Below are 23,165 nucleotides of genomic sequence, written 5' to 3'. Positions count from 1 at the left end.
CTATGACGTTTAGGAGCCTGCTATGCCTTCTGTGACACATTTTCGCTCACCCTCGCGGTTAGCGATTTTTCTGGTTAATCTTCTCAATCCCGCGGCGTATGGTGCCTTTGTCGCGGGGTTTTGCTTTGATATTATTTATTTTATGACGCAAGAGATCTTCTGGGTCAAAGGAGCCAGTTGGCTTAATTTCTTCGGCCTACTTTTTGCCATCCTTCCACGTTTGATTAATCTCTACCAAGTCTGGGTATCGCATTCCGTCTCGCCACTGTTAGCAGCCCGTCGTAGTTTTTGGCTAAATGCCTTAGCCATCATCGTGGCGATATTTAATGCGTTCGTGCACAGCCGTGATGCGTGGGGTGTGATGCCCGCTGGGCTTGTACTGTCAGGAGTGACCGTCGCATTGTTAGTCCTGGCGGTACTGAATGATGCGCTGAGCAGGCCTCGTCAACAGCAGGAGGCACTATGATAAATCGTCAATGCAGTATGCTTATTCTCTGTGCTCTGTTAGCAGGATGCGATAATAGCGAATCGACCACTATCGCTGAACAGATTGGCCCCCATCCGAAGCTCGATAAACCGAGCGCGTTCTTACTGCCGCCGATTAGCGTGCCGTCAAAAGTTGACTGGGCGCAGGGGCAAACCCCTCACCCTGCGGCAGGGTTAAAAATAGAGAGTATTGCCCAAGGTTTAGCCCACCCAAGGATGGTCTATCGACTGCCGAATAATGATATTTTAGTGGCAGAGTCCAATGCGCCAGGGAGCGAGGCGGTTACTACGCCTAAACAGCTTATTTCGGGACGGGTGAAAAAGGATTCGGGCAAAGGGGGTAGAGGAGGAAACCGTATCACATTACTGCGTAAAGATGCAGCAGGCCACTGGCAAAAATATCCCTTTATCCAGAATCTGAACTCACCTTTTGGTATGGTGCTGATTGGTCAATCACTCTACGTTGCCGATGCAGATGCCCTCCTCGTCTTCCCTTATCAGACGGGTGATACCACTATAGATGCCACTCAAGGTAAGCGTCTTGCAGACTTACCTTCGACGATAAATCATCATTGGACCAAATCGTTAACCGCTTCACCGGACGGTAGACACCTTTATGTTGGGGTCGGGTCGAACAGTAATATCACTGAAAATGGGTTAGAAGCCGAATACCGACGCGCCGCGATCCTTGAGATTGATCGCCAAAGCGGGGCAAGTCGTATTTATGCCAGTGGCTTACGTAACCCGACTGGCGTTGCCTTTGACCCGGCGACTCAGCAATTGTGGACTATCGTCAATGAGCGTGACGAGATTGGCGCAAACTTAGTCCCCGATTATCTCACCCAGGTGAAGGAAGGGGCTTTCTATGGCTGGCCTTACAGCTACTATGGCCAACATGTTGATCGCAGAGTCCAGCCCCCTGCTCCCGATAAGGTCGCCAGCGCGGTGGCTCCAGATTATGCCCTAAGCTCTCATGTTGCGCCGCTTGGTTTACAGTTTGCACAAGGCAGTCACTTGCCTGGGTTTGGCCAAGATGGCCTGTTTATTAGCGAACATGGTAGTTGGAACCGTAAGCCACTTAATGGTTACCGAGTGAGTTATGTGCAATTCTCCCAAGGTAAACCGGTGGGCCAACCTAAGACAGTGGTGGACGGTTTTGTCTCTGATGATCAGAAAACGATCTTTGGGGCGCCTGTGGGGTTAACCCTTGATAATCAAGGTGCTTTGATCATCGCCGACGATGTTGGTAATCAAGTTTGGCGAGTCAGCGCTGCACCATGATTTAAGCTTGCAATTACTAGGTGAGCATCGCATCATGCTCACCTTTTTTATTTGTGTTGGGAGCGAGTCGTGCCGCGTTTAGATAATGCTTTTCTTGAATCCATCCTTGACGAGGTGCGTCCACTATTGGGGCAAGGTCAGGTTGCCTCTTATATCCCTGCGCTGGCCAAAGTCCCGGCAAACCAATTAGGGGTCGCTGTCTGCACCCATGATGGTCAGTTATTAACGGCGGGTGATGCCTCACAGCGTTTTTCTATCCAATCGATCTCCAAAGTGCTTTCACTCACCGTGGCGATGACCCGTTATTCAGAACATGATCTTTGGCAGCGAGTGGGGAAAGATCCTTCGGGTCAACCTTTTAACTCGTTAGTCCAGTTGGAAATGGAACAGGGTATTCCTCGAAATCCCTTTATCAATGCCGGGGCATTGGTCGTCTGCGATATGCTACAAAGCCGTTTATCGGCACCACGCCAGCAGATGTTAACCTTGGTGCGGCGGTTAAGTGGCGTCGAAGATATTCATTACGATCGTCAGGTCGCCAGTTCAGAGCTTGCTCATTCCGCCCGCAACGCCGCTATTGCATGGTTAATGAAGTCTTTCGATAACTTCCATAATGATGTGAATACGGTCTTGGAAAATTATTTTCACTACTGTGCGCTCTCAATGAATTGTGAAGAGTTGGCCCGCTGCTTCCGCTATTTGATCTCACCTGAGTTATGTAAGGTTTTGTTTAGACAGGAACTTAACCATAGACAAGTGAGTCATATCAATGCCCTAATGATGACAAGCGGGATGTATAATGCCGCGGGGGAATTTGCCTGGCGAGTAGGGTTACCTGCAAAATCAGGCGTCGGTGGTGGGATTGTTGCCATCGTGCCAGGAAAAATGAGTATTGCTGTATGGTCACCTGCCCTTGACCAGTTTGGTAATTCATTAGCCGGTACGGCGGTGTTAGAGCATATTTCGGACCGATTGGCTTTTTCTGTTTTTTAACACAGACTTTTGTGGTTAAGCACGCGGACCCTGATAATGGGTTTCGTTTTTCCTTAATACCTGCACCTATGTGGAATAAGTATGAAAACAATTATTGATGGCTTCTTGAATTTCCAGAAAGACATTTATCCTGAAAGAGAAGAACTTTTTCGTAGTCTTGCTTCAAGTCAGAAACCGAAAGCGCTTTTCATCTCCTGTTCTGATAGCCGCTTAGTCCCTGAGTTGGTCACCCAACAGGAACCTGGGCAGTTATTCGTTATTCGTAACGCTGGTAATATTGTTCCCTCTTTCGGTCCTGAACCGGGTGGTGTTTCAGCCACTATCGAATATGCAGTGATGGCACTTGGCGTCACGGATATCATCATTTGTGGTCACTCAAACTGCGGTGCCATGTCGGCGATTGCCAGCTGTGCTTGCTTAGATACCATGCCAGCAGTTGAGCACTGGCTACGGTATGCTGATGCCGCAAAAGCGGTCGTGGAGAAGCATGAGTATTCATCGCCTGAAGATAAACTGAACGTGATGGTCCGTGAAAACGTGATTGCTCAGCTAAACAATATCAAAACGCACCCCTCTGTTGCCGTTGCACTGCGTAACAAAAAGATCAATCTTCATGGCTGGGTGTATGATATTGAAACCGGGCAGATTCATGCGTTGGACAAACATGGTGAGCATTTTGTGAGCCTCGCGGACAACCCTGAGACCTGCTTCGAATAATCCTACGCCCCAAGTCGTTTCTTTCACGACTTGGGGCGACTCTCATTACATATCTTCTTCTTCGTCCTCATCTTCCCAACCGAAACGCTCGATTAAGAATTGTGTGGCGGCCTCTACCCCCGCAGCAGAAATAGTATGCACCAGCTCGGGTTCAATCATCACTTGGCAGGAAATACCGAGTTGATTGAGTGTGGCTTGCGCATTAAGTGTCTCTTGGGCCGGCACGACCTCATCCGCTTCACCATGTACTAATAAGACCTCAGCCGTGGTGGTGGGCGCTTGAGTGGGCGCTTCAATTAACCGCCCAGAAAACCCAACTAGGCCGATAACGTTATACTGGCTGCGTAATAAGATATCGAGCGCAATCATCGTCCCTTGTGAAAAGCCCACCAATACAATCTGATCCTGAGCGGCATCAATATCATGCTGTTGCATGATGGTAGTGAGGATCTGATCAACGGCGCGACGCGCATCGCTCAAGCGTTGTTGACGATTTTGTGGAGTGATATCCGCCAGGCTAAACCACTGATAGCCCATGCCCGCTTCGCAAAGTTGTGGCGCATTGGGTGAGGCATAGCGTAGTCCGGGTAAGGAGCCAGCCCAGAATTCGCCCAGCCCTTTTAAATCGTTGCCGTCACTACCATAACCGTGTAACAGAATGACTAATTTTTTCATTAAAAATCCTTTATTAAGACTGCGAGACCACTGCACGAGCAGCCTGGCGACTCTCTTCTGCGCTTAATAAACGCAGGTGACCTTGTTGCATAGCATAGACACGATCGGCGACATCGAAATAGTCATCGTCATGGCTAATAATCAGTAATGTTTTCCCAAGTTGCTTCAACCAAGGGAGTAATTCGCGATAGAAATAGCGCCTGAACTGCGGATCTTGTTCTGCGGCCCATTCGTCAAGAAATAGGATATCGCGTTTCTCAGCCATGGCAAGCAGCAGCGCGACGCGTTTGCTTTGCCCCGCCGACAATGACAAGGTGCTGAGCTGATGATTATTGAACGTGATTTTATTGGTAAGCTGCAGGCGTGCCAACCATTCTGCGGCTAAGGCATGGTCGCTTTCACTCGGCTCAAGAAAGACAGTGTCGAATAGATAGGGTTTGGTAAACACCACTGAAAACAATGACTGTAAACTTTTGCTGTCAATTGACTGACCGTCACAATAGGCATGCCCCTGTGCCATGGGATAAAGCCCAGTCAGTAATAAACTTAATGTCGATTTTCCCGAACCGTTGGCACCAATAATAAACAGAGTCTCGCCGCGGTTGACGGTCATCGACAGCGGCCCCACTTGAAATCCATTATCTGGGTATTGCCACGTCATACTGTCCCAGTGCAATTGTTGCCAGTTCTCTTTTACTTTATGGGTTTCATCCGGTTGCGTTGGAGGCTTCTCTGGCAGCAGTTCATTGATTTTCTTAAAGGCTAATTCACCGGACAATAAGGTCGGGTAGGCGCCAATAGCCTGTAATAGCGGGGTGCGCATAAAGAGAATCGTTAAGGAGAATGAGGTGGCCACCGCCATGGAGACCCATCCTTGTGTCTCGGCAAGTAAAAATATCACGCCAATTAACCCAAGCATCATAATATTTGACCAGTTAATCGCGGAAAGATGGTAACTGTCGGCCTGAATGATATTTTGCTTATACCCCAACGCCGCGGTCTGATAGTGGCCTTCATAGAAGTGTTTAGCCCGTGCCGGATTTAATGCCAGCTCTTTTCTGCCTTGGATCACGACCTGAAATGAGGATTGTAAGTCGCTTTCATGATTCCTGACTTTCGCAATGTGCTGGTATACCTTACTGACCATCTTATAACCCAGCGTAAAGGTGACAACTAACCAGCCTATCGTAATCAGTAACACCGGAATCGACAGATAGCCCAGATAGCCGATCGCGACGAGGGCCAGAACGATACCCTGGATCAATTCAGGTAGCCTGACAAACGCTAAGGTAATATTACGAATATCAGGCCCCAGTAGCGCAAGTAATTCCCCCTCGCCCTTCGCTTCAAGCGTGGCAATTGGAGTGTTCATCATCTGCCAGACCATCGCTGAACGTTTACGCCAGATAAATTGGTGACCCAGGGTGGTGAGGCACCACTGCGCGCCAAGGGTCGTCACCAGTAATAAGATGAGCAGGCCCAGCATTTTGCTGATCCCTAAGGCCAAAGAGTGTTCGGCCAATAGCCCATGATTAATCCATGAGATAATCGCGATGCCTAATCCGGCACTCAATAAGTTCAGTAAGATGATGGCGCTGAAAGCCAGCGTGTGCTGGCGGAGAATGGTTTTCAGTAGTTGCATAATTAGCTTGTGTTAGCACTCGGGAGTCGCCTCCCGAGTGGCGATACCTTAAAAATCAAGGCTCATAGAGAGTTTGTAAGTACGGGGATCACCCTGTGTCAGATAACCATTGTTAGTCCCGACGGTATCCCAATATTTTTCGTTAGTAACGTTTTCCACTCCAGCCCGCCAAGTGATCGCGCTGACCGTAGACGATTGAATTGGCATTTGATATTGCACGCCCATATCAAGGCGCGTCCAACTTGGGATTCGCAAGGTGTTGGCGCTGTTAACATATTGGCGACTGGTATGGAGTAAATTTGCCTGCACCATCAACCCCTCGACCCGAGGAATATCCCACTCGGTACCCAAGGTCCATTGGTTGCGCGGGACGCCCACCGCATCCTTACCATCATAACTTACCCAGCGCTTATTTTCATAGCCATTGGCGTTGGACATCTTAGGACGTAGCCAAGTGGAACCTGCATTGACACGCCAACCTAACACCGGCTCACCAAAGACATTCACCTCTACACCTTGGTTGCGCTGTTCACCTGCGAGGCGATAAACGTTATCACTGCCGGTTAAGCCGACCTGACGACGCATATCAAATAACGCAATATTTCCGCCATAACGGCCCTTTTCAACCTTAACACCGACCTCGTTTTGGCGGGTACGTCCGAGTCCGACAATGTAACCCGAGTTAGCGGTTGATGAAGGGGCTGTACCTGATGCCTGCAGCCCCTCAATATGGTTAGCATACAGTGATAACCAGTCAGTGGCTTTAAACACCACGCCATAGACCGGCGACCAGCGGTGTGCTTTCAATGCGGCACTCTTATCTTGGACGCCTTGATAGCTATAATTTTTTACATCGATATGTTGGTAACGCGCGCCAGCGGTAACCAGTACGCGATCCTGCCAAAACCCTAAGGTATCGGATAATGCGACGCCATTATTGATATTTTTGCTGCGGATATGGGGGTTAGCCATATTACCATCAGAAAAGGCCGTAGCCGGGGAGGACTGTGGACGCGGGTCATAAATCGTGCCGAAATCCTGCGCGCTCGACATCGTATAGGCGCTGGCGCTGCGATTATAAATCCCAGAATAATTCATATTCAGTTGATGGCTAACCGGACCGGTATCGACTTTGCCACGTAGGCCGATCATTCCACTGGTGGTATCTGACTTATAGTGTGTGGTTAAACGGGTTACCGTTGAACGTCCTGCCATATCGCTTACCAATGGCGCACCGCTTGCCGACCATTCATTATTATGACTGCTGCCAATGGCGCTATACACGACCCACTTATCGTTAAGATGATAATCGTTTTTCATCATCACATAACGGCTTTCTAAATCAGCATAGTTCCACGCTGAGCTGTAATGGGTTCGGTTACCGGGTACGCTTGGCACGCTGGGTAGCGTGATAACGTTATTCAAGGCGTTAAGACGAATACCCACTCGGCCATGGTGGATGGTAGATTTGACATAGCCCATGTCTAATGAGCTTTCTAGCTTGTCGCCATGATAGTCCAATCCTAAGAAAGCACCCGTGGTACGGTCACGTTCTTTGTGAATCTCGGTTTCGCCTTCACGATGGACAACGTTAGCCCTTACCCCAAATTGATCGTTATCACCGAAACGGCGTCCGACATCGGCACTGACCCCGGCTTGGCCTCGGCCAGTGTAATCGACGCTGACACGCTGAGTCGGTTCTGAATCCGCCCGTTTTGGCTCAATATTAATGTTTCCACCTACACCACTTCCTGCGGCAGGCACGCCATTGAGGAAGGCGCTGGAGCCTTTAATCACCTCTACGCGCTCGACGGCTTCGAGAGGCAAAATCTGTCGCGGTAAAATTCCATAGAGGCCCCCTAGTGCAATATCGTCCGCTGACAGATCAAAGCCACGGATACGAAAGCCTTGAGAAAAGTTACCGTAGCCTCTGACGTTCTGCACCGAGGCATCGTTTTTCATCACATCCGCAAGATTTCTCGCTTGCTGATGCTCAATAAGTTTAGCGGTATACCCGACTACGTTAAACGGTACATCTAGCGCCTTCTGCTCCCCCAACGCGCCCAAGCGTCCACCGTTGGCAATGTTGCCATCGAGAAAAGCTGGAATAAGGTGTTGGCCATTAGCATTATCGCTGGCTGCTGGCGTAGCCGTTACCACCAGGGTGTTGAGTGAAGTGGCCGCGAAAACACTATAGGTTAAGGGCCACAGGCTTAACGAAATAGCCTGCGCAAGGCGTTTCTGTCGACCTGTAGGGGAGGTAAGAGGCATATAGTATCCGTTTTTCATTAGGTTATAATTTATTGTTGTCGTTAATCTTACAAAATGCCGACAATAGTAATGCAAATATCTCTCATTTGCATTACTATTGAACAATTTCCCGTAGTGCGAGCGACAACATGCCTAGAACAGCCCCTATCGCCCAGTCACTTCCTAATACGTATCCCCTAGCGACCTTACGCGCTTGCGAGAGTTTTCGAGCCTTACTCCCACAAGACTGGAATACCTATCGGTCGCCTGAGCAATTGGCCTGGTTATCTAAGTGGTCACAGTGGTTCTTCGCCGGTACGTTATTAACCTGGGGCGAGCAGTTATTGGTTGACCAGCGCGCTTATCCACTCTGGCAATGGGTTGGCAGTTTTTCGCTTAATCACCAAGGATTTCCTGATCCCATATCCGTCAGTCATCTCTCGCTTGCGGCACAAAGCGAGACCGAACAATACCAAGCTATTCAGCAATTGGTTTCTGGATTTATCGCGCCGGTCTGCTCAACTCTGTCGGGGATTGCGGGACATCCCCTCGCCCTTTTTTGGAGTAACGCGGCAGTGCGCTTACATCAAAGTATGCGTCGAGTGGAACAAAAACAGGTTCCCACGCACCTGTTACATCATCTTTTTGCTACCACACACTTGATTAATGGCGAGCGAAACCGTCTATATCAACCCTTCATCACACTTGACCAAGCTGATAAGCCCGCGATAATACAACGACGTCATTGTTGTATGCGCTTTCACTTGGATAAAGAGTTGTGTGCCTCTTGCCCACTTGATCGTTGCCCAACGTCAAAACGCTAATGGAAAGATTGTGAACAATGTAAGACAAAGCGCGTCGGTGCCGCTGTTTGAACTGCGCGATGCTGGGGTACAGATCGCCGGGCGTCAAATATTGCAGCCAGTGACCCATACCTTTTCCCCTGGCCGCGTGACCGGGCTAATCGGCCACAATGGTTCGGGTAAGTCGACCCTACTGAATTTACTTAGCCGTCAAAATACGCAGCATAGCGGTGATATTCTCTGGCAGAATCGGCCTATTGCGAAGTGGCCCGCACGCGAATTTGCTCGCCATATCGCCTATTTACCGCAGCAATTACCGCCTGCTGAAGGCATGACAGTAAAAGAATTAGTGACTTTAGGCCGCTATGCTTGGCACGGTGCCTTAAAACGGGTCAGTAGCGAAGATATGTCCTTGGTTGAGGACGCAATCCGAAGTGTCGATTTGCATTGGGCGAGCGACCACCTCGTCGAGCAACTCTCTGGTGGTGAGCGGCAACGAGCATGGCTTGCGATGTGCGTGGTGCAAGCAAGTCACTGTTTGTTATTAGATGAACCCACCTCAGCGCTGGATATCGCCCACCAAAAAGAGGTACTTCAGGTCATTCACGATCTGTCTCGCACTCGTCAGCTTACGGTTGTCATGGTGTTGCATGATATCAATATGGCGGCACGATTTTGCGACGAGTTTGTGGCGTTACGGCAAGGTGAAACCGTGTTTAAAGGTGATGCACAAGCCTTGATGACAGCCGAACAACTCTCCGCGATTTACCATGTTCCAATGGGCGTGACCCATCCCGATCCCCTATTACCGCCTATTAGCTATGTCAAATAAGCCTATTCACTTTACCCGTCGGCGTTTACTGCAATATGGCCTCGGGATTGGCGTTGCATCGAGTCTTTCTCCCTCATTGCGCGCGGCGACCCTACCGCAACCTCGCATAGCCGCACTCGATTGGACGGCTGTTGAGCTTATCGACGGCGTCGGATTAACACCTTATGCGGTCAGTGATATCCCGAGCTATCGCCAATGGGTTGTGACACCGTCACTTCCTGCTACTACCCTAGAATTAGGACTGCGTAATGAGCCAAATCTGGAGCTTCTTGCGCAGTTACGCCCCGATATCATGATTTTGCCCTTCTATTCCCCCTTACCGGAAAGCAGGCTACAACAATTTGGTGAAGTCATCCGTTATCCTTTTACTCTGCCAGGTAAAAAAATTCTCAGCGTTGCCCGCGACAATCTACAACAACTTGGCCGCCACCTTGGCCGTGAAGCCTACGCGCAGCGCAGCATAACGGTATGGCAGGCAAGCATGACGGCTGCTCGCCAACAGCTGGCACCTTGGCAGGGTAAACGGCTATTGCTGTATAGTTTTTTGAGTCCGCGCCAAGTCTTAGTCATGTCACCGAGTAGCCTCTTTGGGGAGGTATTAGCGTATTTAGGGCTAGAGTGTGCATGGCAAGGGAGTGCCAATATGTGGGGTAGCGCGGTTATCGGGGTCGAACAACTTTACCCTGTCGAAACGGATATCGCGATTGAGTTTATGCATGGCGAACGCGGAGCAACGCGCACCGTGCCGCAATCTGGCCTCTGGCAGAAAATGCCCTTTATGCAGCAGCATAACCACTATCAAGTAGAAGGCGCATGGATGTACGGCGGACTTCACGCGGCATTGCGTTTTACTGAGCAACTTCTTCATTTGTCAGGACAATGGCATGACTAAACTTCGGACGGGATTTGCTTTTACCCTGCTAGCATTACTGACCGCTCTGCTCATTGGCTGGAATCTGCAGCATTTAGTCACCAGTACTGCGACACAACCCGGTATGGCAGCACTGTTGTGGTCACAAAGCTATTTACCGCGGATAATGGTTGCCCTATTGGCGGGGGCAGCATTAGGCCTTTGTGGGCTGTTAGCACAACTGGTGTTGAAAAATCCCCTCGCTGAGCCTGCGACGCTGGGTATTGCTTCCGGTGCTCAGTTGGGCACAACCCTTGCCTTATTCGCGAGTGTCACGCCTTGGGTCACGCAGAGTTTTGCACTGGCGGGAGGCTTTATCACTACCGCTATGATCTATGCATTGAGCCGCCACCGAGGGATGTCGCCCTTAACCTTGTTGCTAACGGGAATGGTGATGGGGCTTTTTTGTTCCGCATTACAAAATGGCCTGGTGCTATTCCATCATGAACAGATGCAATCCCTCTTTATCTGGAATAGCGGTAATTTAGCGCAGAACGATTGGTCGGTCGTCACGCAACTCTTGCCTATGTTAGTGGTCGTCACGGTGCTGATCTTGTTCAGCGCGCGCGCCCTCGCCTTACTCAAACTGTCTGATGAGGTTGTCGATAGTTTAGGCGGCAATAGCCGACTCTATCGTTTATTGGCCTTGGGACTGATGGCATTACTTGCCGCTTGGACCGTCAGCCAAGTTGGCTTAATCAGTTTTATCGGGTTATTTGCGCCGCAAATTACTCGGCTATTTCCGCGATTATCTTTTAAAAGAGGCCTGCTATTAGGGATGGCGTTTGGCGCGGGCTTATTACTCTTTTGTGACCAATTGGCGCTGTTCGCCGAGGCCTTCAATTGGCAGATCAGTGCTGGGAACATCACGGCGATTATTGGTATTCCATTGATGTTACTGATCATCGTTAAGGCGCGTTTCCCGCACCCGCCTGCTTTAGGCAGTACTGCCGTCAAAGTCCTTATCCTGCCCAAAGTCGCTAAGGTGTTTCTATTGCTCACCCTACTTGGCGTAGCAATCTTAGCATTTACCTTGACACACGCCTCCCACGGCTGGCTAATCAGTTTGGGCGATCCCTATGATTTACGCTGGCCAAGATCGTTGATGGCAGTCGGCTGTGGAGGGTTGCTCGCGAGCGCTGGGGTCATTTTACAGCGGTTAACCAGTAATCCTCTCGCTAGCCCAGAAGTGTTGGGAATTAATAGCGGTGCTGCCTGTGCCGTCGTGCTGTTACTGGTATTGATGCCGAGTGCAAGCGCCCTACTGCTGTTTCCTGTGGCAGCATTGGGCGCGATGATAAGCCTAGGTATCATTATCCTCTTTGCGATCAATGCCAGTGATCAAACGCCAAAAATTCTCCTTGTCGGGACAGCGTTGGGGTCATTTTCATTAGCCTTGATTACGCTGTTTTTAGCCTCAGGCGCTCCGAATAGTAGCGTTATTATTAGTTGGTTATCAGGATCGACTTGGGGAGCGACACCGCAAAAGGCCCTTGCGGCGATAGTCGGCTTGGGAGTCAGCCTGCCAATCAGCTTGCTCTTCACACGCTGGTTAACCCTGCTACCGCTAGGAAGAACAGTGGCATCGTCACGCGGTTTATCCCTGCGCGGCAGCACCACTCTATTAATTATTTGGTGTGCCACCTTAAGTGCTGGCGCAACACTTCTGCTGGGACCGATGAGTTTTGTCGGGCTGTTAGCGCCGCAAGCTGCGCGTTATTTGGGGATTTACCGTTTTGGACACGCGTTATGGGTCAGCGTGATTTGCGGGGCACTATTGATGTTAGCCGCCGATTTTATCGGTAGACTGGTCATGTGGCCATTCCAGGTACCTGCAGGGATAGTGGCAGTTATTCTCGGTGCGCCAGCGTTGTTATGGTTGCTGTATCGGCGACCTTGAGTTAAAAGCTAGCCCTGTTTAAGGGCTAGCGGTAAGGTTAGAAAGTGACGGTGGTTTTCACTCCCATTACCCATGCATCCGGCGTATCACTGACTGCGCCGGGATTATGCCAATATTGCAGACTGGGCTGCAGTTGGAACCAAGGTGTTAGCTGGAAACGGTAAAATAATTCCGTATTGATTGCTGAACTGCCAGTCGGCCAATAGCCCGCGATATTTTGCTGTGCTGCTACCGCCTGTTGCTGCTGTTGGTCTCTATTCGCCCAGCTACCCACCTTGACATAGCTTACGCCTAAGCCTAGCCAATCGTTGGGGCGCGCATCGAACATCCCCCGATAACGTGCGGAGACTGACCCGACTGCCGGTAAGCGTATCGTGCGCTTATCACCTAATCCTAAACTCGCCGATAGGCTCATCCCCCGGAGCGGATCATTACTATGGCGGGTAACTTGTTGATTTGCCGCGGCCCAGAGATAATAAGAATTATGGGTTTTGGCATAACCATTCGGATCACTGGCTCCCCAGTATTGACTGACTCCCCGGGCTAAATGCGTTTGCTCAGCGTTTGTCCAACTCACCCCCAGTGTATAGATACCGGGAAGCTGATTGACCTGTGTTTTCCACTCTGCCTCGACCGGTACAATCACGCCTTTACTGTGTTGGGTGGAAACACTCCACGCATGGGCACGACTCGCCGCTTGGGAGTTCTGCTCCATTAAGGCGACTTTTATCGCCAGCTCCGGTGTGGCTTTCCATTCTACGCTAGTCCCCCATGTGTGAACGTTCCAGTTATTCCACGTCATGGAATACGCAGACTTTCCGCCACATAAAGAGAGGATTTGGAAATCACAAGGGATCGCCTGATCAAAGACTTGGACTTTATTCATTAGCCCAACGCGCCAGAACAGGTCACCCCCTAAAAAGCTTCTTCCCGCGGTGAGCCAGCCCAAGCGAGTAATCGATTGACCGCCCCAGCTCTCCTGCGCTAAATCGGTCATCGGTACAGACTTATCTTGCAAACGCTGCGTCGCTAAGTTCTGGTTATGGTTACGATTGACGATATTTCCCTCAATAACGGCACCGGGGATCCCCGTTAAGGCTTCGAGATTCTGTGTGAAGGTCAATGCAAACTGATCGATATAAGCAGTTTTGTGCCGCGTATCGGCACCGCCATGTAAATTACTCGCCGTTTGCGATAAGTAGCCGAAATTGAAGTTGAACCCTTCCTGCGTTAATCGAGGTCTCAACCCTAGCATATCCCCCAATAAACCTTGTTCAGGGGGCGGTTCGAAACCTAATACAGTGGGGGTGAACGGTGCAGCGGTGAGTGAGGTTGAGATAGACATACCGGCGATAAGCAACCAACCGTAAAGCGGTTTCGCATCCATGCAATTTCTCCAAGTCCATCATGGACTTTATGTTATGAAATTCGGGTTATTTCAACCCAGTGAAAGAAAAGAAGACAGCTTTCTTTTATCGAAATGCCACGATCATGGCAATAGGTAATCGCAGCTCGCGTGCTGACTTTTGATAAAGATCACCTTTGGTTAATGAAAAGTTCTTCCCGCTGCTATACCCTAGCCAGTAACTCAGAAAATTACTGATTGACTCAGACAATGGCAGCTTCATGAACGCTTGGCAGAAAAATTTAGTCTCCCTGTGGCTGGGATGTTTTATTACTGGACTCGGTACCAGTCAATTACTCCCTTTTCTTCCCCTCTATATTTCGCAATTGGGACACTATACCACCGAGCAGCTTACCCTCTGGTCGGGCGTTGCCTTCAGTATGACATTTCTCGTTTCGGCGGTCGTTTCGCCCCTATGGGGAAAAATTGCCGATAAACGCGGCCGTAAGCTGATGCTGATTCGTGCCACGGTAGGGATGGCCATTGCCATTGTCTGTCAAGGCTTGGCGCAATCGGTATGGCAACTCTGTCTGTTCCGCGGCATCATGGGGTTGGCCTCAGGATACATTCCAAATGCCATGGCACTAATTGCCAGTCAAGCGCCTAAAGGCCGCAGTGGATTCGCACTCAGTATGTTATCGACTGCGCAGATCAGTGGCTTTCTTTGTGGCCCACTACTAGGTGGCTACTTAGCGGATCATATTGGCTTACGTCCGGTCTTTTTTGTGACAACAGGCCTATTAGTAATCAGTACCTTTGTGACGCTGTTTTTGGTTAAAGAGTCGCCGAAAGATACGCTGCCGAAACGAATCATGACGGACCCTCAGGGTTTTTGGGCGAAATTGCCTGCCAAACCCTTAATACTCTGTTTACTCTGCTCAACGCTGGTCGTGCAACTTTGCAACGGCTCGGTTAACCCTATTCTCTATCTCTATGTCGAACATCTCGCCCCGACGCGCGATAATCTCGCTTTTATGAGTGGATTTATCGCAGCGTTACCCGGCCTTTCGGCGTTAATAACCGCCCCGCTTTGGGGGAGGATCAGTGATAAGTATGGTGCGCAGTGGGTCATTATTATTGCCTCACTACTGTTTACGCTTATCTTACTGGCGACGACTTGGGTAGCGACTGTCTGGCAGTTTTCTCTTACTCGGTTACTGATTGGGTTTGCCGATGGGGCAATGTTTCCCGCTATCCAATCGCTGATTATCGCTTGCTCTTCCACCGCCGTATCGGGAAGATTGTTCGGTTATAACCAATCCTTTATGAATTTGGGCAATGTGCTCGGTCCACTACTTGGCGCGGTAACCTCATCGTTGTTTGGCATGGAATGGGTCTTCACGTTTTCTGCACTGATCATGCTGGTTAATGTATTGGTGTTTTATCGGCTGTTAAAACAGACACCGATTCAGACTGCGAACGAGTCATCTTAGTAAAATGCAAAGTATGTCGGTGAAAATGCATACAGGTACCGATTTCATTAGTGAAAGTTTATTCATAATGTTCGCGTTTTTATTAATTGATAATGGATCGATTTTTACGGAAAACAGCGTAATAACACTACGATAAGTAATGATATATTTCTAATATGAGCAATATTGTTTGGGAAATATTGATTAATTGTTATTAACAATTATGAATAAATTGTTTAAAATCGGTCACACTATTGGTTAGTTCCTTATCAGGGTTTGTTATACAACATATTAAAAAGACGGTATTCAGTTTATCGCTGATCGCCGCGTCGCTATTTACTCACACCGCACAAGCACGCACCGAAAATACTGATGTATTACTGATCGGTGGCGCTATCATGAGCGCATCGTTAAGAAGTTGAATAACGATCCGGGTTTAGCGCAACAGGTCTGGGACCATACGGCTGAAGTGTTAATGTTAACGCCTCCTCCACGTATTCAGATGGCTGCACCAGCGAATACGCAAGCACCTGCCTCGACGACTTCTACCCCGAATCGCGATATGGCGCTGTAAACCTCAACCCCTTCAGTCTATTGACTGAAGGGGTTCTCGCTATTCCACAGACTGTGTCAATTGTTGACGTTGACGTAAACTTGGAAACAGCTTCATCCAGATCACAACAACCACCAAGGTTCCCACTCCCCCCACGACTGCTGCTGGAACCGTCCCTAACATGCTAGCCAGAACACCGGTCTCAAATTCGCCGAATTGATTGGACGTATTAATAAAGATGGAGTTGACGGCATTGACTCTGCCACGCATGGCATCGGGTGTATCCAGTTGAACCATCGCCCCTCTAATGACCATGCTCACCATATCGAAACCGCCGAGTGCCACCAGTGCCAGTAATGATAATATAATAGTGTGAGACAGCGCGAAGACGAGAGTTGCGACCCCGAAGCCGGCAACACATCCAAACATAATCAACCCTGTGTGACGGGTGAATACCCGACGGCTGATCCAGATCCCGGTTAACAAAGCCCCCACCGAAGGTGCTGCGCGCAGTGCCCCAAGCCCCCAAGGTCCGGTATGCAAAATATCTTGCGCAAAAATCGGTAATAACGCTGTGACGCCGCCGAGTAACACCGCAAAAAGATCTAATGAAATAACGCCTAACACATCCTTCCGCTCAAAGATGAAATGGAGTCCCGCAAACAGATTCTTCATCGTCATCGGTAGCCGTGTCAGTGCGACAGGCACATAGCGAACGGTCGCAATCATCACCAAGGCGAGTAAATAAGCTAATGCAGCGACCCCATAAGCGGCTTGCGGTGAATAGACATACAGTAGCCCGCCAATCATCGGTCCAGCAATGACCATCGCCTCGCGGAAAACTTGGTTAGTTGCCATGGCCTTGGAGAGCAGTTCGGGCGGTAATAGCGCAGGCAATAATGAGGTATTGGCCGGACCTTCCACCGCTTTGGCAATGGAGAACAGTGCCACCAAGCCTAATAATGCCGAGGTAGAAAGCCAAGACATCAGCGGTAATGCAATAAGCCCGAGGACCGCAACACATTCGACCACTTGTCCGGTAATAATCAATGTTTTGCGATTATATTGGTCCGCAAGGTGCCCTGCCGGCAGTGCCAGTAACACTGAGGGTAAAAATTGCATCAGACCAATCATCCCCAACATAAAGGCGCTGTGGGTGATGGCATAGATCTGCCAACTGACAGCCAAGGAAACGATTTGAAAACTGAGCGATGAACAGGTTTGCGCAATCAGGTAGTGACGAAAGCCGCGGTGACTAAATGGGGAGGGTTGGGAGGCTGCGGGATTCAAGAATTGGCTCCAAGCTAAGCATACTGATAATAAGGACGCTTAGCATATCACGAACTTTGCCTAACCATTGATAACACTTATCGCAGCAAAAGGTGAAATAATATGTCCAGCCGGTGAATTTTTGTCTACGCTTAAACTGAGCAATGTAAAAATAAAAATCATGAGGGCAGTGATGAGCGATCAAAAAAGAAACATAACAACCACCGATGCTGGCATTCCCGTTGCAAGCGACGAACACTCCTTAACAGTCGGCCCTGATGGCCCGATTGTCCTGCACGACCATTATCTTATTGAGCAAATGGCGAATTTTAACCGCGAGCGGATCCCTGAGCGTCAACCTCACGCCAAAGGTAGCGGTGCATTCGGCCATTTCGAAGTCACGGAAGACGTGAGTCAATACACTAAAGCTGCCCTCTTCCAACCCGGGGTTAAAACTGACGTACTGATGCGTTTTTCAACCGTAGCAGGTGAACGCGGTAGCCCAGATACTTGGCGTGATCCACGCGGTTTTTCGATCAAGTTTTATACCACCGAAGGAAACTACGATATGGTCGGCAACAATACGCCGGTCTTCTTCGTACGTGACCCGATGAAATTCCAGCATTTTATCCGCTCGCAAAAGCGTCGTGCCGATAACAATCTGCGTGATAATGATATGCAGTGGGACTTCTGGACCTTATCCCCTGAATCGGCTCACCAAGTCACTTGGCTGATGAGCGATCGCGGTATTCCTAAAAGCTGGCGCCATATGAATGGTTACTCCAGCCACACTTATATGTGGGTGAACGCCGAAGGCGAGAAATTCTGGGTGAAGTACCACTTCAAAACTGATCAAGGCGTCGAATGCTTGACTCAAGATGAAGCCGATAAATTAGCCGGCGCAGATGGCGACTTCCACGTCCGTGATCTGTATAACGCGATTTCCGAGGGTAATAACCCTAGCTGGACGCTGTATATGCAAATTATGCCGTTCGCCGAAGCGGATGATTACCGCTTTAACCCCTTCGACTTAACCAAAGTATGGCCGCATAAAGATTATCCGCTTATTAAGGTGGGTAAACTTACCCTTGATCAGAACCCTACTGATAACCATGCACAAATCGAACAGGCCGCTTTCGAGCCGAATAACTTAGTGCCCGGCATCGGCCTTAGCCCAGACAAAATGCTGATGGGTCGTATCTTCGCCTATGCCGATGCTCACCGTGCGCGTTTAGGCGTAAACTACAAGCAAATTCCGGTTAACAGCCCGCGTTGTCCGGTCAATAGCTACAGCAAAGATGGTGCGATGCGCATGCAACCGGTCAGTGATCCGGTCTATGCGCCAAACAGTAAAGGGGGCCCGGCAGCGGATGGGGAGCGTTACCCTACCGACTCAACGTGGTCTGCACAGGGCGAACAACTGCGTGCGCCGTACTCTTTACATGCTGAAGATGACGATTACGGTCAAGCAAACGCCCTGGTCAATCAGGTACTGGATGATGCCGGTCGCGATCGGTTAGTCAACAACGTTGCAGGTCACCTGCTCAATGGCGTGAAAGAGCCGGTGCTCTCCCGTGCCTTCGACTACTGGCGCGCAATTGACCAAACCCTAGGCGACCGTATCGCCGAGAAAGTGAAGTCTTCGCAATAGTTACGATAACGCCCCGCACTGCGGGGCTTTTTTCTGCATAATCCCTTTTCTAATCTTCAGCGTCTGTACTGCCTTTCATTAAAATGTTCTCTAACGCCTCTTTGGCTCGTTGTGCGAACCCTGCGCAACCTTGTTCAGCCGCATGATCATTAAACACCTCTAACCCGACCGGACCGGTATAGCCGAGTTTGCCTAAGTAGGCGACCAAGCCTGTTAGCGGAAAATTACCTTCGCCGGGCAACAGACGGTGATGCCGAGCGATCTGTTTAAGCGCGTCATCCCCTAGCGGCATCTCAATATCTGATAACTGTACTAAGAAGATTTTCTCCCTAGGAATGTCTATTAGGTCTTGTAATGTTCGACGTAGGGCAAAAATGTGGAAGGCATCAACCACTAAGCCAAGGTTATCTGCATCGACCTGCTGAATAATCTGCCAAGCTTTATCGCACTGGTCGATCTCAGTGCTCCACGACATCGCTTCATACGCCACTCGTAAGTCTAACGCTTTGGCGTGATGACAGAGCCACTTCATATCCGTGACAATCTTCTGCGGATCGCAGGCTGCCGTGTTCGCCGCCACCAATATCATCGGGCTGCCTAATGCGCTAGCCGTTGTCATCATTGTCAGCGCTTCTTGTCGTTTCTCCTGGTGCTTCTCACCCACTGCGCCGTCGAAGTCTAGTAATACCTGGTAATCAGTGCGCGCGAGGGATAAGGCGTCTAGCTGTTGTCGCGTTTCCGCTACCGCCTTTTTAACGTCTTGTTGCCAGACTTCCACTCCGTCAAATCCGGCTTTCGCGATTGCCTCGAGTTTCTCTGTGAAAGTGCCGCCAAGTAGCACGGTATTTAGGAAACGCGGATTGGATTCTAACAATGACATGTCTCTCTCCTATCAATGACTTACTCATAAGTATAGACCTTAGCAGCAGGCTTAAGATTATCTTAAGGTCTGTCAGCGATAATCCAGCATTCGATGATAAGTCCGGATTGATGTTATGAAAAATTGGTTTACGACGCGCTTAACGCACCCCGTAGTCAATGCGTTGACGGCAGCTGCCATCACGTTATGTTTAAATATTCCTTTTTTTGAAAAGGCTTATCGGCTTGTTGACCCCAGCACTGGTCATACATGGCTATTCTTACTTAGCATGCCTTGGGTCTCCTTTTTTGGCCTGTTTAGTATTTTAATGTTGGCCGAAGTGGTGTGGCTGGCTTTTCCGGTCGCGATACTGTTTATCCTGCTCGCCAGTAGCGCCCAATATTTTATTAGTAGTTACAGTATTATCGTCGATAGATCGATGGTCGCAAATATGGCGAATACCACTGCGGCGGAGAGTTTCGCGCTGGTGACACCGCAGATGGTCGGCTATTTTATTCTGACCGCCATTATCCCAATTATTGTGCTATTTATTGTCCGACGTTTAACACGCCAACCCTTTCTGCGGCGCATCAGCTGGGCATTGATCGCACTGTTGGTCTCCGGATCCGGTACCTATTTAATTTCGAACAGTTTCTATAAAGATTATGCTTCGCTATTTCGTAATAACCGCGAACTGATCACCTACCTAAGCCCCTCAAACGGTATCGCGGCCGCATTGTCTTGGTACAAACACGAACGTACGGCGAATCTCCCCTTGATTCGTTTCGGTGAAGACGCCCACCAAACTGCGGCACACCTTAGCGGAAAACCCTCCCTGACTATCTTAGTGGTGGGTGAGACGACTCGTGCGCAGGATGTCGGGCTAGGGGGTTACGCACGTCAAACGACCCCCCTGTTAGCCAAAGATAATGTGATCTACTACCCGAATACACTGTCCTGTGGTACCTCGACTGCCGTGTCTGTGCCCTGTATGTTCTCGGGAATGGGCCACGATCACTATAACGATGAACTCGCAAATCATCGTGAGGGACTATTGGATATTGTGCAGCAAGTTGGCGTCAATGTGCTGTGGCGTGAAAACGATGGCGGCTGTAAAGGGGCTTGCGCAAGGGTGCCAACTGAAGAGATGACCGCGCAGAATCTGCCTGGCATGTGTATCGATGGTGAATGTTATGACCAAGTGCTGTTCCACAACTTACAGCGCTATATTGATAAACAAACCGGTAATACGTTGATCGTCTTGCATACTATTGGTAGCCACGGCCCAACCTATAATCATCGTTACCCGGATTCTTTTAAATATTACACTCCGACCTGCGATACCAATGAGGTTCAACACTGTTCTAACCAACAGCTGGTGAATACCTACGACAATACTATTCGCTATATGGATGCGATGGTGGATCAAGGTATCCAGTTACTCCAAGCTAATTCACAACGCTTTACCACAAGTTTAGTCTACCTCTCCGACCACGGGGAGTCGCTTGGCGAAGATGGCGTTTATTTGCATGGCTTGCCTTATAGCGTGGCGCCCATTCAGCAGAAGCACGTGCCGTTGTTAATTTGGCTTTCCCAAGACTATCAGCAACGCTATGCTGTCGATAAGAAATGTAGGGTTGATCAGGCTAAGCTTATGCAAACGTCACAAGATAATTTTTTCCCCACCCTATTAGGATTATTCGGTGTCCAAACCCGGGAATACCAACCGCAACTTGATTTACTGACCCATTGTCGAGGCAAGGCGTGAGGGTCTTAATCATCGAAGACGATCCCCTGTTACAGCAGGGGATCTTGCTCGCGATGCAGAGCGAGAACTATCTATGTGATGCGGTGAATGGCATTAAGCCAGCCGAACAGTTTCTTCACTCCTCATCGTACAGCCTTATCCTGCTCGACCTCGGATTGCCCGATGGTGACGGCTTAACCTTATTGAAGCATTTACGCCGGCAAAGAAATGCTATACCGATTATCGTGTTGACCGCTCGCGATACCCTCGAGGATCGCGTGATAGGACTTGATAGCGGTGCCGACGACTACTTAGTTAAGCCCTTTGCGCTTGAAGAGTTGCTCGCACGAAGTCGGGCGCTGATCCGTCGCTTCCACCAACAATCGGATAATCTGCTGCAAATTGACGATCTCACTGTCGATATTGGTCGGCGCCAAGTCTTTTTACGTGAACTATTGCTCGAATTAACCCCTAAGGAATACGCGATTTTATTACGATTGATGTTAAAGGCGAACCAACCTGTGCATCGTGATGTACTCTATAGCGATATCTATAGTTGGGATAACGAACCCTCGACCAATTCGCTGGAAGTGCATATCCACAATCTACGGGATAAAGTCGGTAAACAGCGTATTCAGACTTTGCGGGGTTTTGGTTATTCCATTCGGACACAGAACACACCATGAAAAATCGTCTTCGCGCTTTAGCGCCGACTACGCTTCGCTGGAAGTTGATGCTGACGGTGGGCGCCATTATCGTTATTTGCCAAGCAATCAGTATCCTCTGGCTATGGCATGAGAGCCGAGAGCAGGTCACTATTTTGGTACAAAGTGCCATCAATCACCACGATCGCCATCGTCATTATGAAAAAGAAGTGCATGAAGCGGTGGCGAGTTTAGCCGTTCCTTCGTTACTGATTATCATCGCCTGCTTAGTGCTCTGTTTTAATGCCATCAGGCGAGTCACTAAGCCATTGGCTGACCTAAGTAATGCACTGACACAGCGTTCCGAAGACAATCTCGACCCCCTCTCTTCAACCAGTGAGTACACTGAAATCAGCGCAGTTGTCGAAGCAATCAATACTATGATGGCGAGATTGACCGTAACCTTAGAGCGAGAACGGCTGTTTACCGCTGACGTGGCCCATGAGTTGCGAACCCCATTGGCTGGGTTGCGGCTGCATCTTCAATTGATTGAGAAAAAACATCAGCTTAACTTGGGGGATCTGCTTTCACGTTTGGATCAAATGACCGACAGTATCGCTCAGCTACTCAAACTTGCTCGCGTGGGTCAATCTTTTGCCGCCGGAAGTTATCAGTATTTCGATGTTATGGCGGCGGTTATCACCCCCATGCTACCGGAGTGTGAACGGCAGTTAGCCCAGCGTCAGCAATCGTTGGTGGTAGAGGCTCCTGCTACAGCTTTACATTTACGAGGGGATATTACGTTATTACAGATGGTGATACAGAACCTTGTTCAGAATGCGCACCGTTACAGCCCGCCAAGCTCAGTCATCACTTTACGAGTGTTTGCGCAGAACCTGAGTATTTGTATTGAGATCGATGACCAAGGCCCTGGTATTGATCTGAATAAGGCGACGGAATTAAGTAAAGCTTTTGTGCGAATGGACCGCCGATATGATGGGATTGGCCTTGGGCTAAATATGGTGCAACGTATTTGTCAATTACACCGCAGTCAGTTTACCTTAACTAATTTACAGCCTAGCGGTTGCCGCGCAACCGTAACACTTCCCCAGCAGGTGCCTCATATCGAGGCGTAA

20 protein-coding genes are annotated in these 23,165 nt (G+C 49.5%); 14 read left to right on the top strand and 6 right to left on the bottom strand.

Going from position 1 to position 23,165, the window contains the following annotated elements; genetic code table 11:
- The first annotated feature begins 22 nt into the window (after positions 1–22).
- The 4 genes from HGT71_RS01515 (at position 23) to HGT71_RS01500 (ending at position 3,477) form a co-directional block, all read left to right on the top strand.
- Positions 23–466 carry a DUF2231 domain-containing protein gene (locus tag HGT71_RS01515; RefSeq protein WP_214216223.1) on the top strand — a complete coding sequence of 148 codons (444 nt, stop codon included), beginning with the start codon at positions 23–25 and terminating at the stop codon, positions 464–466.
- Positions 463–1,767: a PQQ-dependent sugar dehydrogenase gene (locus HGT71_RS01510; RefSeq protein ID WP_214216222.1), complete on the top strand. Its 1,305-nt coding sequence runs from the start codon at positions 463–465 to the stop codon at positions 1,765–1,767. The genes HGT71_RS01515 and HGT71_RS01510 overlap by 4 nt, the downstream gene beginning before the upstream one ends.
- Positions 1,768–1,836: 69 nt before the next feature.
- Positions 1,837–2,760 carry a glutaminase B gene (gene glsB / locus HGT71_RS01505; RefSeq protein ID WP_214216221.1) on the top strand — a complete coding sequence of 308 codons (924 nt, stop codon included), beginning with the start codon at positions 1,837–1,839 and terminating at the stop codon, positions 2,758–2,760.
- Between the two features lie 81 nt (positions 2,761–2,841).
- Positions 2,842–3,477: a carbonic anhydrase gene (locus tag HGT71_RS01500; protein ID WP_214216220.1), complete on the top strand. Its 636-nt coding sequence runs from the start codon at positions 2,842–2,844 to the stop codon at positions 3,475–3,477.
- 45 nt (positions 3,478–3,522) lie between these two features.
- Here the strand turns inward: HGT71_RS01500 and HGT71_RS01495 are convergent, their stop codons facing one another.
- Genes HGT71_RS01495 through HGT71_RS01485 form a run of 3 tightly spaced genes read right to left on the bottom strand, consistent with a single transcriptional unit; the run spans position 3,523 to position 8,065 of the window.
- Positions 3,523–4,152 carry an alpha/beta hydrolase gene (locus HGT71_RS01495; protein WP_214216219.1) on the bottom strand — a complete coding sequence of 210 codons (630 nt, stop codon included), beginning with the start codon at positions 4,150–4,152 and terminating at the stop codon, positions 3,523–3,525.
- A 13-nt stretch (positions 4,153–4,165) separates the two neighbouring features.
- Positions 4,166–5,794, bottom strand: coding sequence for a multidrug ABC transporter permease/ATP-binding protein (locus HGT71_RS01490; RefSeq protein WP_214216218.1), 1,629 nt, complete (start codon positions 5,792–5,794; stop codon positions 4,166–4,168).
- Positions 5,795–5,842: 48 nt separating this feature from the next.
- Positions 5,843–8,065: a TonB-dependent receptor gene (locus HGT71_RS01485; protein ID WP_214216217.1), complete on the bottom strand. Its 2,223-nt coding sequence runs from the start codon at positions 8,063–8,065 to the stop codon at positions 5,843–5,845.
- Between the two features lie 128 nt (positions 8,066–8,193).
- On the opposite strand from HGT71_RS01485, the gene fhuF reads away from it, so the two are divergent.
- From fhuF to fhuB, 4 genes are read left to right on the top strand one after another with little or no spacing between them, the layout of a single operon-like run.
- Positions 8,194–8,868 (top strand): siderophore-iron reductase FhuF, encoded by a 675-nt coding sequence (fhuF, locus tag HGT71_RS01480; RefSeq protein ID WP_214216216.1) that lies wholly within the window; start codon positions 8,194–8,196, stop codon positions 8,866–8,868.
- Positions 8,869–8,878: 10 nt separating this feature from the next.
- Positions 8,879–9,679 (top strand): ATP-binding cassette domain-containing protein, encoded by an 801-nt coding sequence (locus HGT71_RS01475; RefSeq protein WP_425328659.1) that lies wholly within the window; start codon positions 8,879–8,881, stop codon positions 9,677–9,679.
- The gene (locus tag HGT71_RS01470) at positions 9,669–10,571 is read left to right on the top strand and encodes an ABC transporter substrate-binding protein (RefSeq protein WP_214216215.1); all 903 of its coding nucleotides are present in this window, start codon (positions 9,669–9,671) and stop codon (positions 10,569–10,571) included. Before HGT71_RS01475 ends, HGT71_RS01470 begins: the two co-directional genes overlap by 11 nt.
- Entirely contained in the window at positions 10,564–12,489 is a 1,926-nt protein-coding gene (gene fhuB / locus HGT71_RS01465; RefSeq protein ID WP_214216214.1) for a Fe(3+)-hydroxamate ABC transporter permease FhuB, read from the top strand. Before HGT71_RS01470 ends, fhuB begins: the two co-directional genes overlap by 8 nt.
- Before the next feature lie 37 nt (positions 12,490–12,526).
- Here the strand turns inward: fhuB and HGT71_RS01460 are convergent, their stop codons facing one another.
- Positions 12,527–13,876: a carbohydrate porin gene (locus HGT71_RS01460; protein ID WP_241594953.1), complete on the bottom strand. Its 1,350-nt coding sequence runs from the start codon at positions 13,874–13,876 to the stop codon at positions 12,527–12,529.
- Positions 13,877–14,115: 239 nt separating this feature from the next.
- On the opposite strand from HGT71_RS01460, the gene HGT71_RS01455 reads away from it, so the two are divergent.
- Positions 14,116–15,327: an MFS transporter gene (locus tag HGT71_RS01455; protein WP_214216213.1), complete on the top strand. Its 1,212-nt coding sequence runs from the start codon at positions 14,116–14,118 to the stop codon at positions 15,325–15,327.
- Positions 15,328–15,724: 397 nt separating this feature from the next.
- Complete coding sequence (locus tag HGT71_RS01450; protein WP_214216212.1) at positions 15,725–15,880, top strand: hypothetical protein; 156 nt, start codon at positions 15,725–15,727, stop codon at positions 15,878–15,880.
- Positions 15,881–15,919: 39 nt separating this feature from the next.
- Here HGT71_RS01450 and HGT71_RS01445 read toward each other — a convergent pair whose 3' ends face one another.
- A complete protein-coding gene (locus HGT71_RS01445) occupies positions 15,920–17,149 on the bottom strand; it encodes an MFS transporter (protein ID WP_214216211.1) in 1,230 nt (409 codons plus the stop codon).
- 172 nt (positions 17,150–17,321) lie between these two features.
- Here HGT71_RS01445 and HGT71_RS01440 point away from each other — a divergent pair, with 172 nt between their 5' ends.
- Positions 17,322–18,779, top strand: a complete 1,458-nt coding sequence (locus HGT71_RS01440; protein ID WP_048913984.1) for a catalase — start codon at positions 17,322–17,324, stop codon at positions 18,777–18,779.
- A gap of 49 nt (positions 18,780–18,828) precedes the next feature.
- Here HGT71_RS01440 and HGT71_RS01435 read toward each other — a convergent pair whose 3' ends face one another.
- Entirely contained in the window at positions 18,829–19,659 is an 831-nt protein-coding gene (locus HGT71_RS01435; protein WP_214216210.1) for a sugar phosphate isomerase/epimerase family protein, read from the bottom strand.
- 115 nt (positions 19,660–19,774) lie between these two features.
- Here HGT71_RS01435 and eptA point away from each other — a divergent pair, with 115 nt between their 5' ends.
- From eptA to pmrB, 3 genes are read left to right on the top strand one after another with little or no spacing between them, the layout of a single operon-like run.
- Positions 19,775–21,406: a phosphoethanolamine transferase EptA gene (eptA, locus tag HGT71_RS01430; protein ID WP_214216209.1), complete on the top strand. Its 1,632-nt coding sequence runs from the start codon at positions 19,775–19,777 to the stop codon at positions 21,404–21,406.
- Complete coding sequence (gene pmrA, locus HGT71_RS01425; protein ID WP_214216208.1) at positions 21,403–22,071, top strand: two-component system response regulator PmrA; 669 nt, start codon at positions 21,403–21,405, stop codon at positions 22,069–22,071. The genes eptA and pmrA overlap by 4 nt, the downstream gene beginning before the upstream one ends.
- The gene (gene pmrB, locus HGT71_RS01420; protein ID WP_214216207.1) at positions 22,068–23,165 is read left to right on the top strand and encodes a two-component system sensor histidine kinase PmrB; all 1,098 of its coding nucleotides are present in this window, start codon (positions 22,068–22,070) and stop codon (positions 23,163–23,165) included. Before pmrA ends, pmrB begins: the two co-directional genes overlap by 4 nt.

Origin of the sequence: Rosenbergiella epipactidis (genome assembly GCF_018494055.1) — a bacterium.
Taxonomy (GTDB): Bacteria; Pseudomonadota; Gammaproteobacteria; order Enterobacterales; family Enterobacteriaceae; genus Rosenbergiella; species Rosenbergiella epipactidis.
The sequence above is the reverse complement of the archived record's forward strand: the minus strand, read 5'-3'. Positions and strand labels throughout refer to the sequence as shown.

Bases quoted from the DNA above. Each gene is read 5' to 3' on its own strand.
- fhuB (WP_214216214.1), top strand. From the start codon at position 10,564: ATGACTAAACTTCGGACGGGATTTGCTTTTACCCTGCTAGCATTACTG.
- HGT71_RS01435 (WP_214216210.1), bottom strand. From the start codon at position 19,659: ATGTCATTGTTAGAATCCAATCCGCGTTTCCTAAATACCGTGCTACTT.
- HGT71_RS01470 (WP_214216215.1), top strand. From the start codon at position 9,669: ATGTCAAATAAGCCTATTCACTTTACCCGTCGGCGTTTACTGCAATAT.
- HGT71_RS01440 (WP_048913984.1), top strand. From the start codon at position 17,322: ATGAGCGATCAAAAAAGAAACATAACAACCACCGATGCTGGCATTCCC.
- fhuF (WP_214216216.1), top strand. From the start codon at position 8,194: ATGCCTAGAACAGCCCCTATCGCCCAGTCACTTCCTAATACGTATCCC.
- HGT71_RS01455 (WP_214216213.1), top strand. From the start codon at position 14,116: ATGAACGCTTGGCAGAAAAATTTAGTCTCCCTGTGGCTGGGATGTTTT.
- HGT71_RS01500 (WP_214216220.1), top strand. From the start codon at position 2,842: ATGAAAACAATTATTGATGGCTTCTTGAATTTCCAGAAAGACATTTAT.
- pmrB (WP_214216207.1), top strand. From the start codon at position 22,068: ATGAAAAATCGTCTTCGCGCTTTAGCGCCGACTACGCTTCGCTGGAAG.
- HGT71_RS01510 (WP_214216222.1), top strand. From the start codon at position 463: ATGATAAATCGTCAATGCAGTATGCTTATTCTCTGTGCTCTGTTAGCA.
- HGT71_RS01485 (WP_214216217.1), bottom strand. From the start codon at position 8,065: ATGCCTCTTACCTCCCCTACAGGTCGACAGAAACGCCTTGCGCAGGCT.
- eptA (WP_214216209.1), top strand. From the start codon at position 19,775: ATGAAAAATTGGTTTACGACGCGCTTAACGCACCCCGTAGTCAATGCG.
- HGT71_RS01515 (WP_214216223.1), top strand. From the start codon at position 23: ATGCCTTCTGTGACACATTTTCGCTCACCCTCGCGGTTAGCGATTTTT.
- HGT71_RS01490 (WP_214216218.1), bottom strand. From the start codon at position 5,794: ATGCAACTACTGAAAACCATTCTCCGCCAGCACACGCTGGCTTTCAGC.
- HGT71_RS01460 (WP_241594953.1), bottom strand. From the start codon at position 13,876: ATGGATGCGAAACCGCTTTACGGTTGGTTGCTTATCGCCGGTATGTCT.
- HGT71_RS01495 (WP_214216219.1), bottom strand. From the start codon at position 4,152: ATGAAAAAATTAGTCATTCTGTTACACGGTTATGGTAGTGACGGCAAC.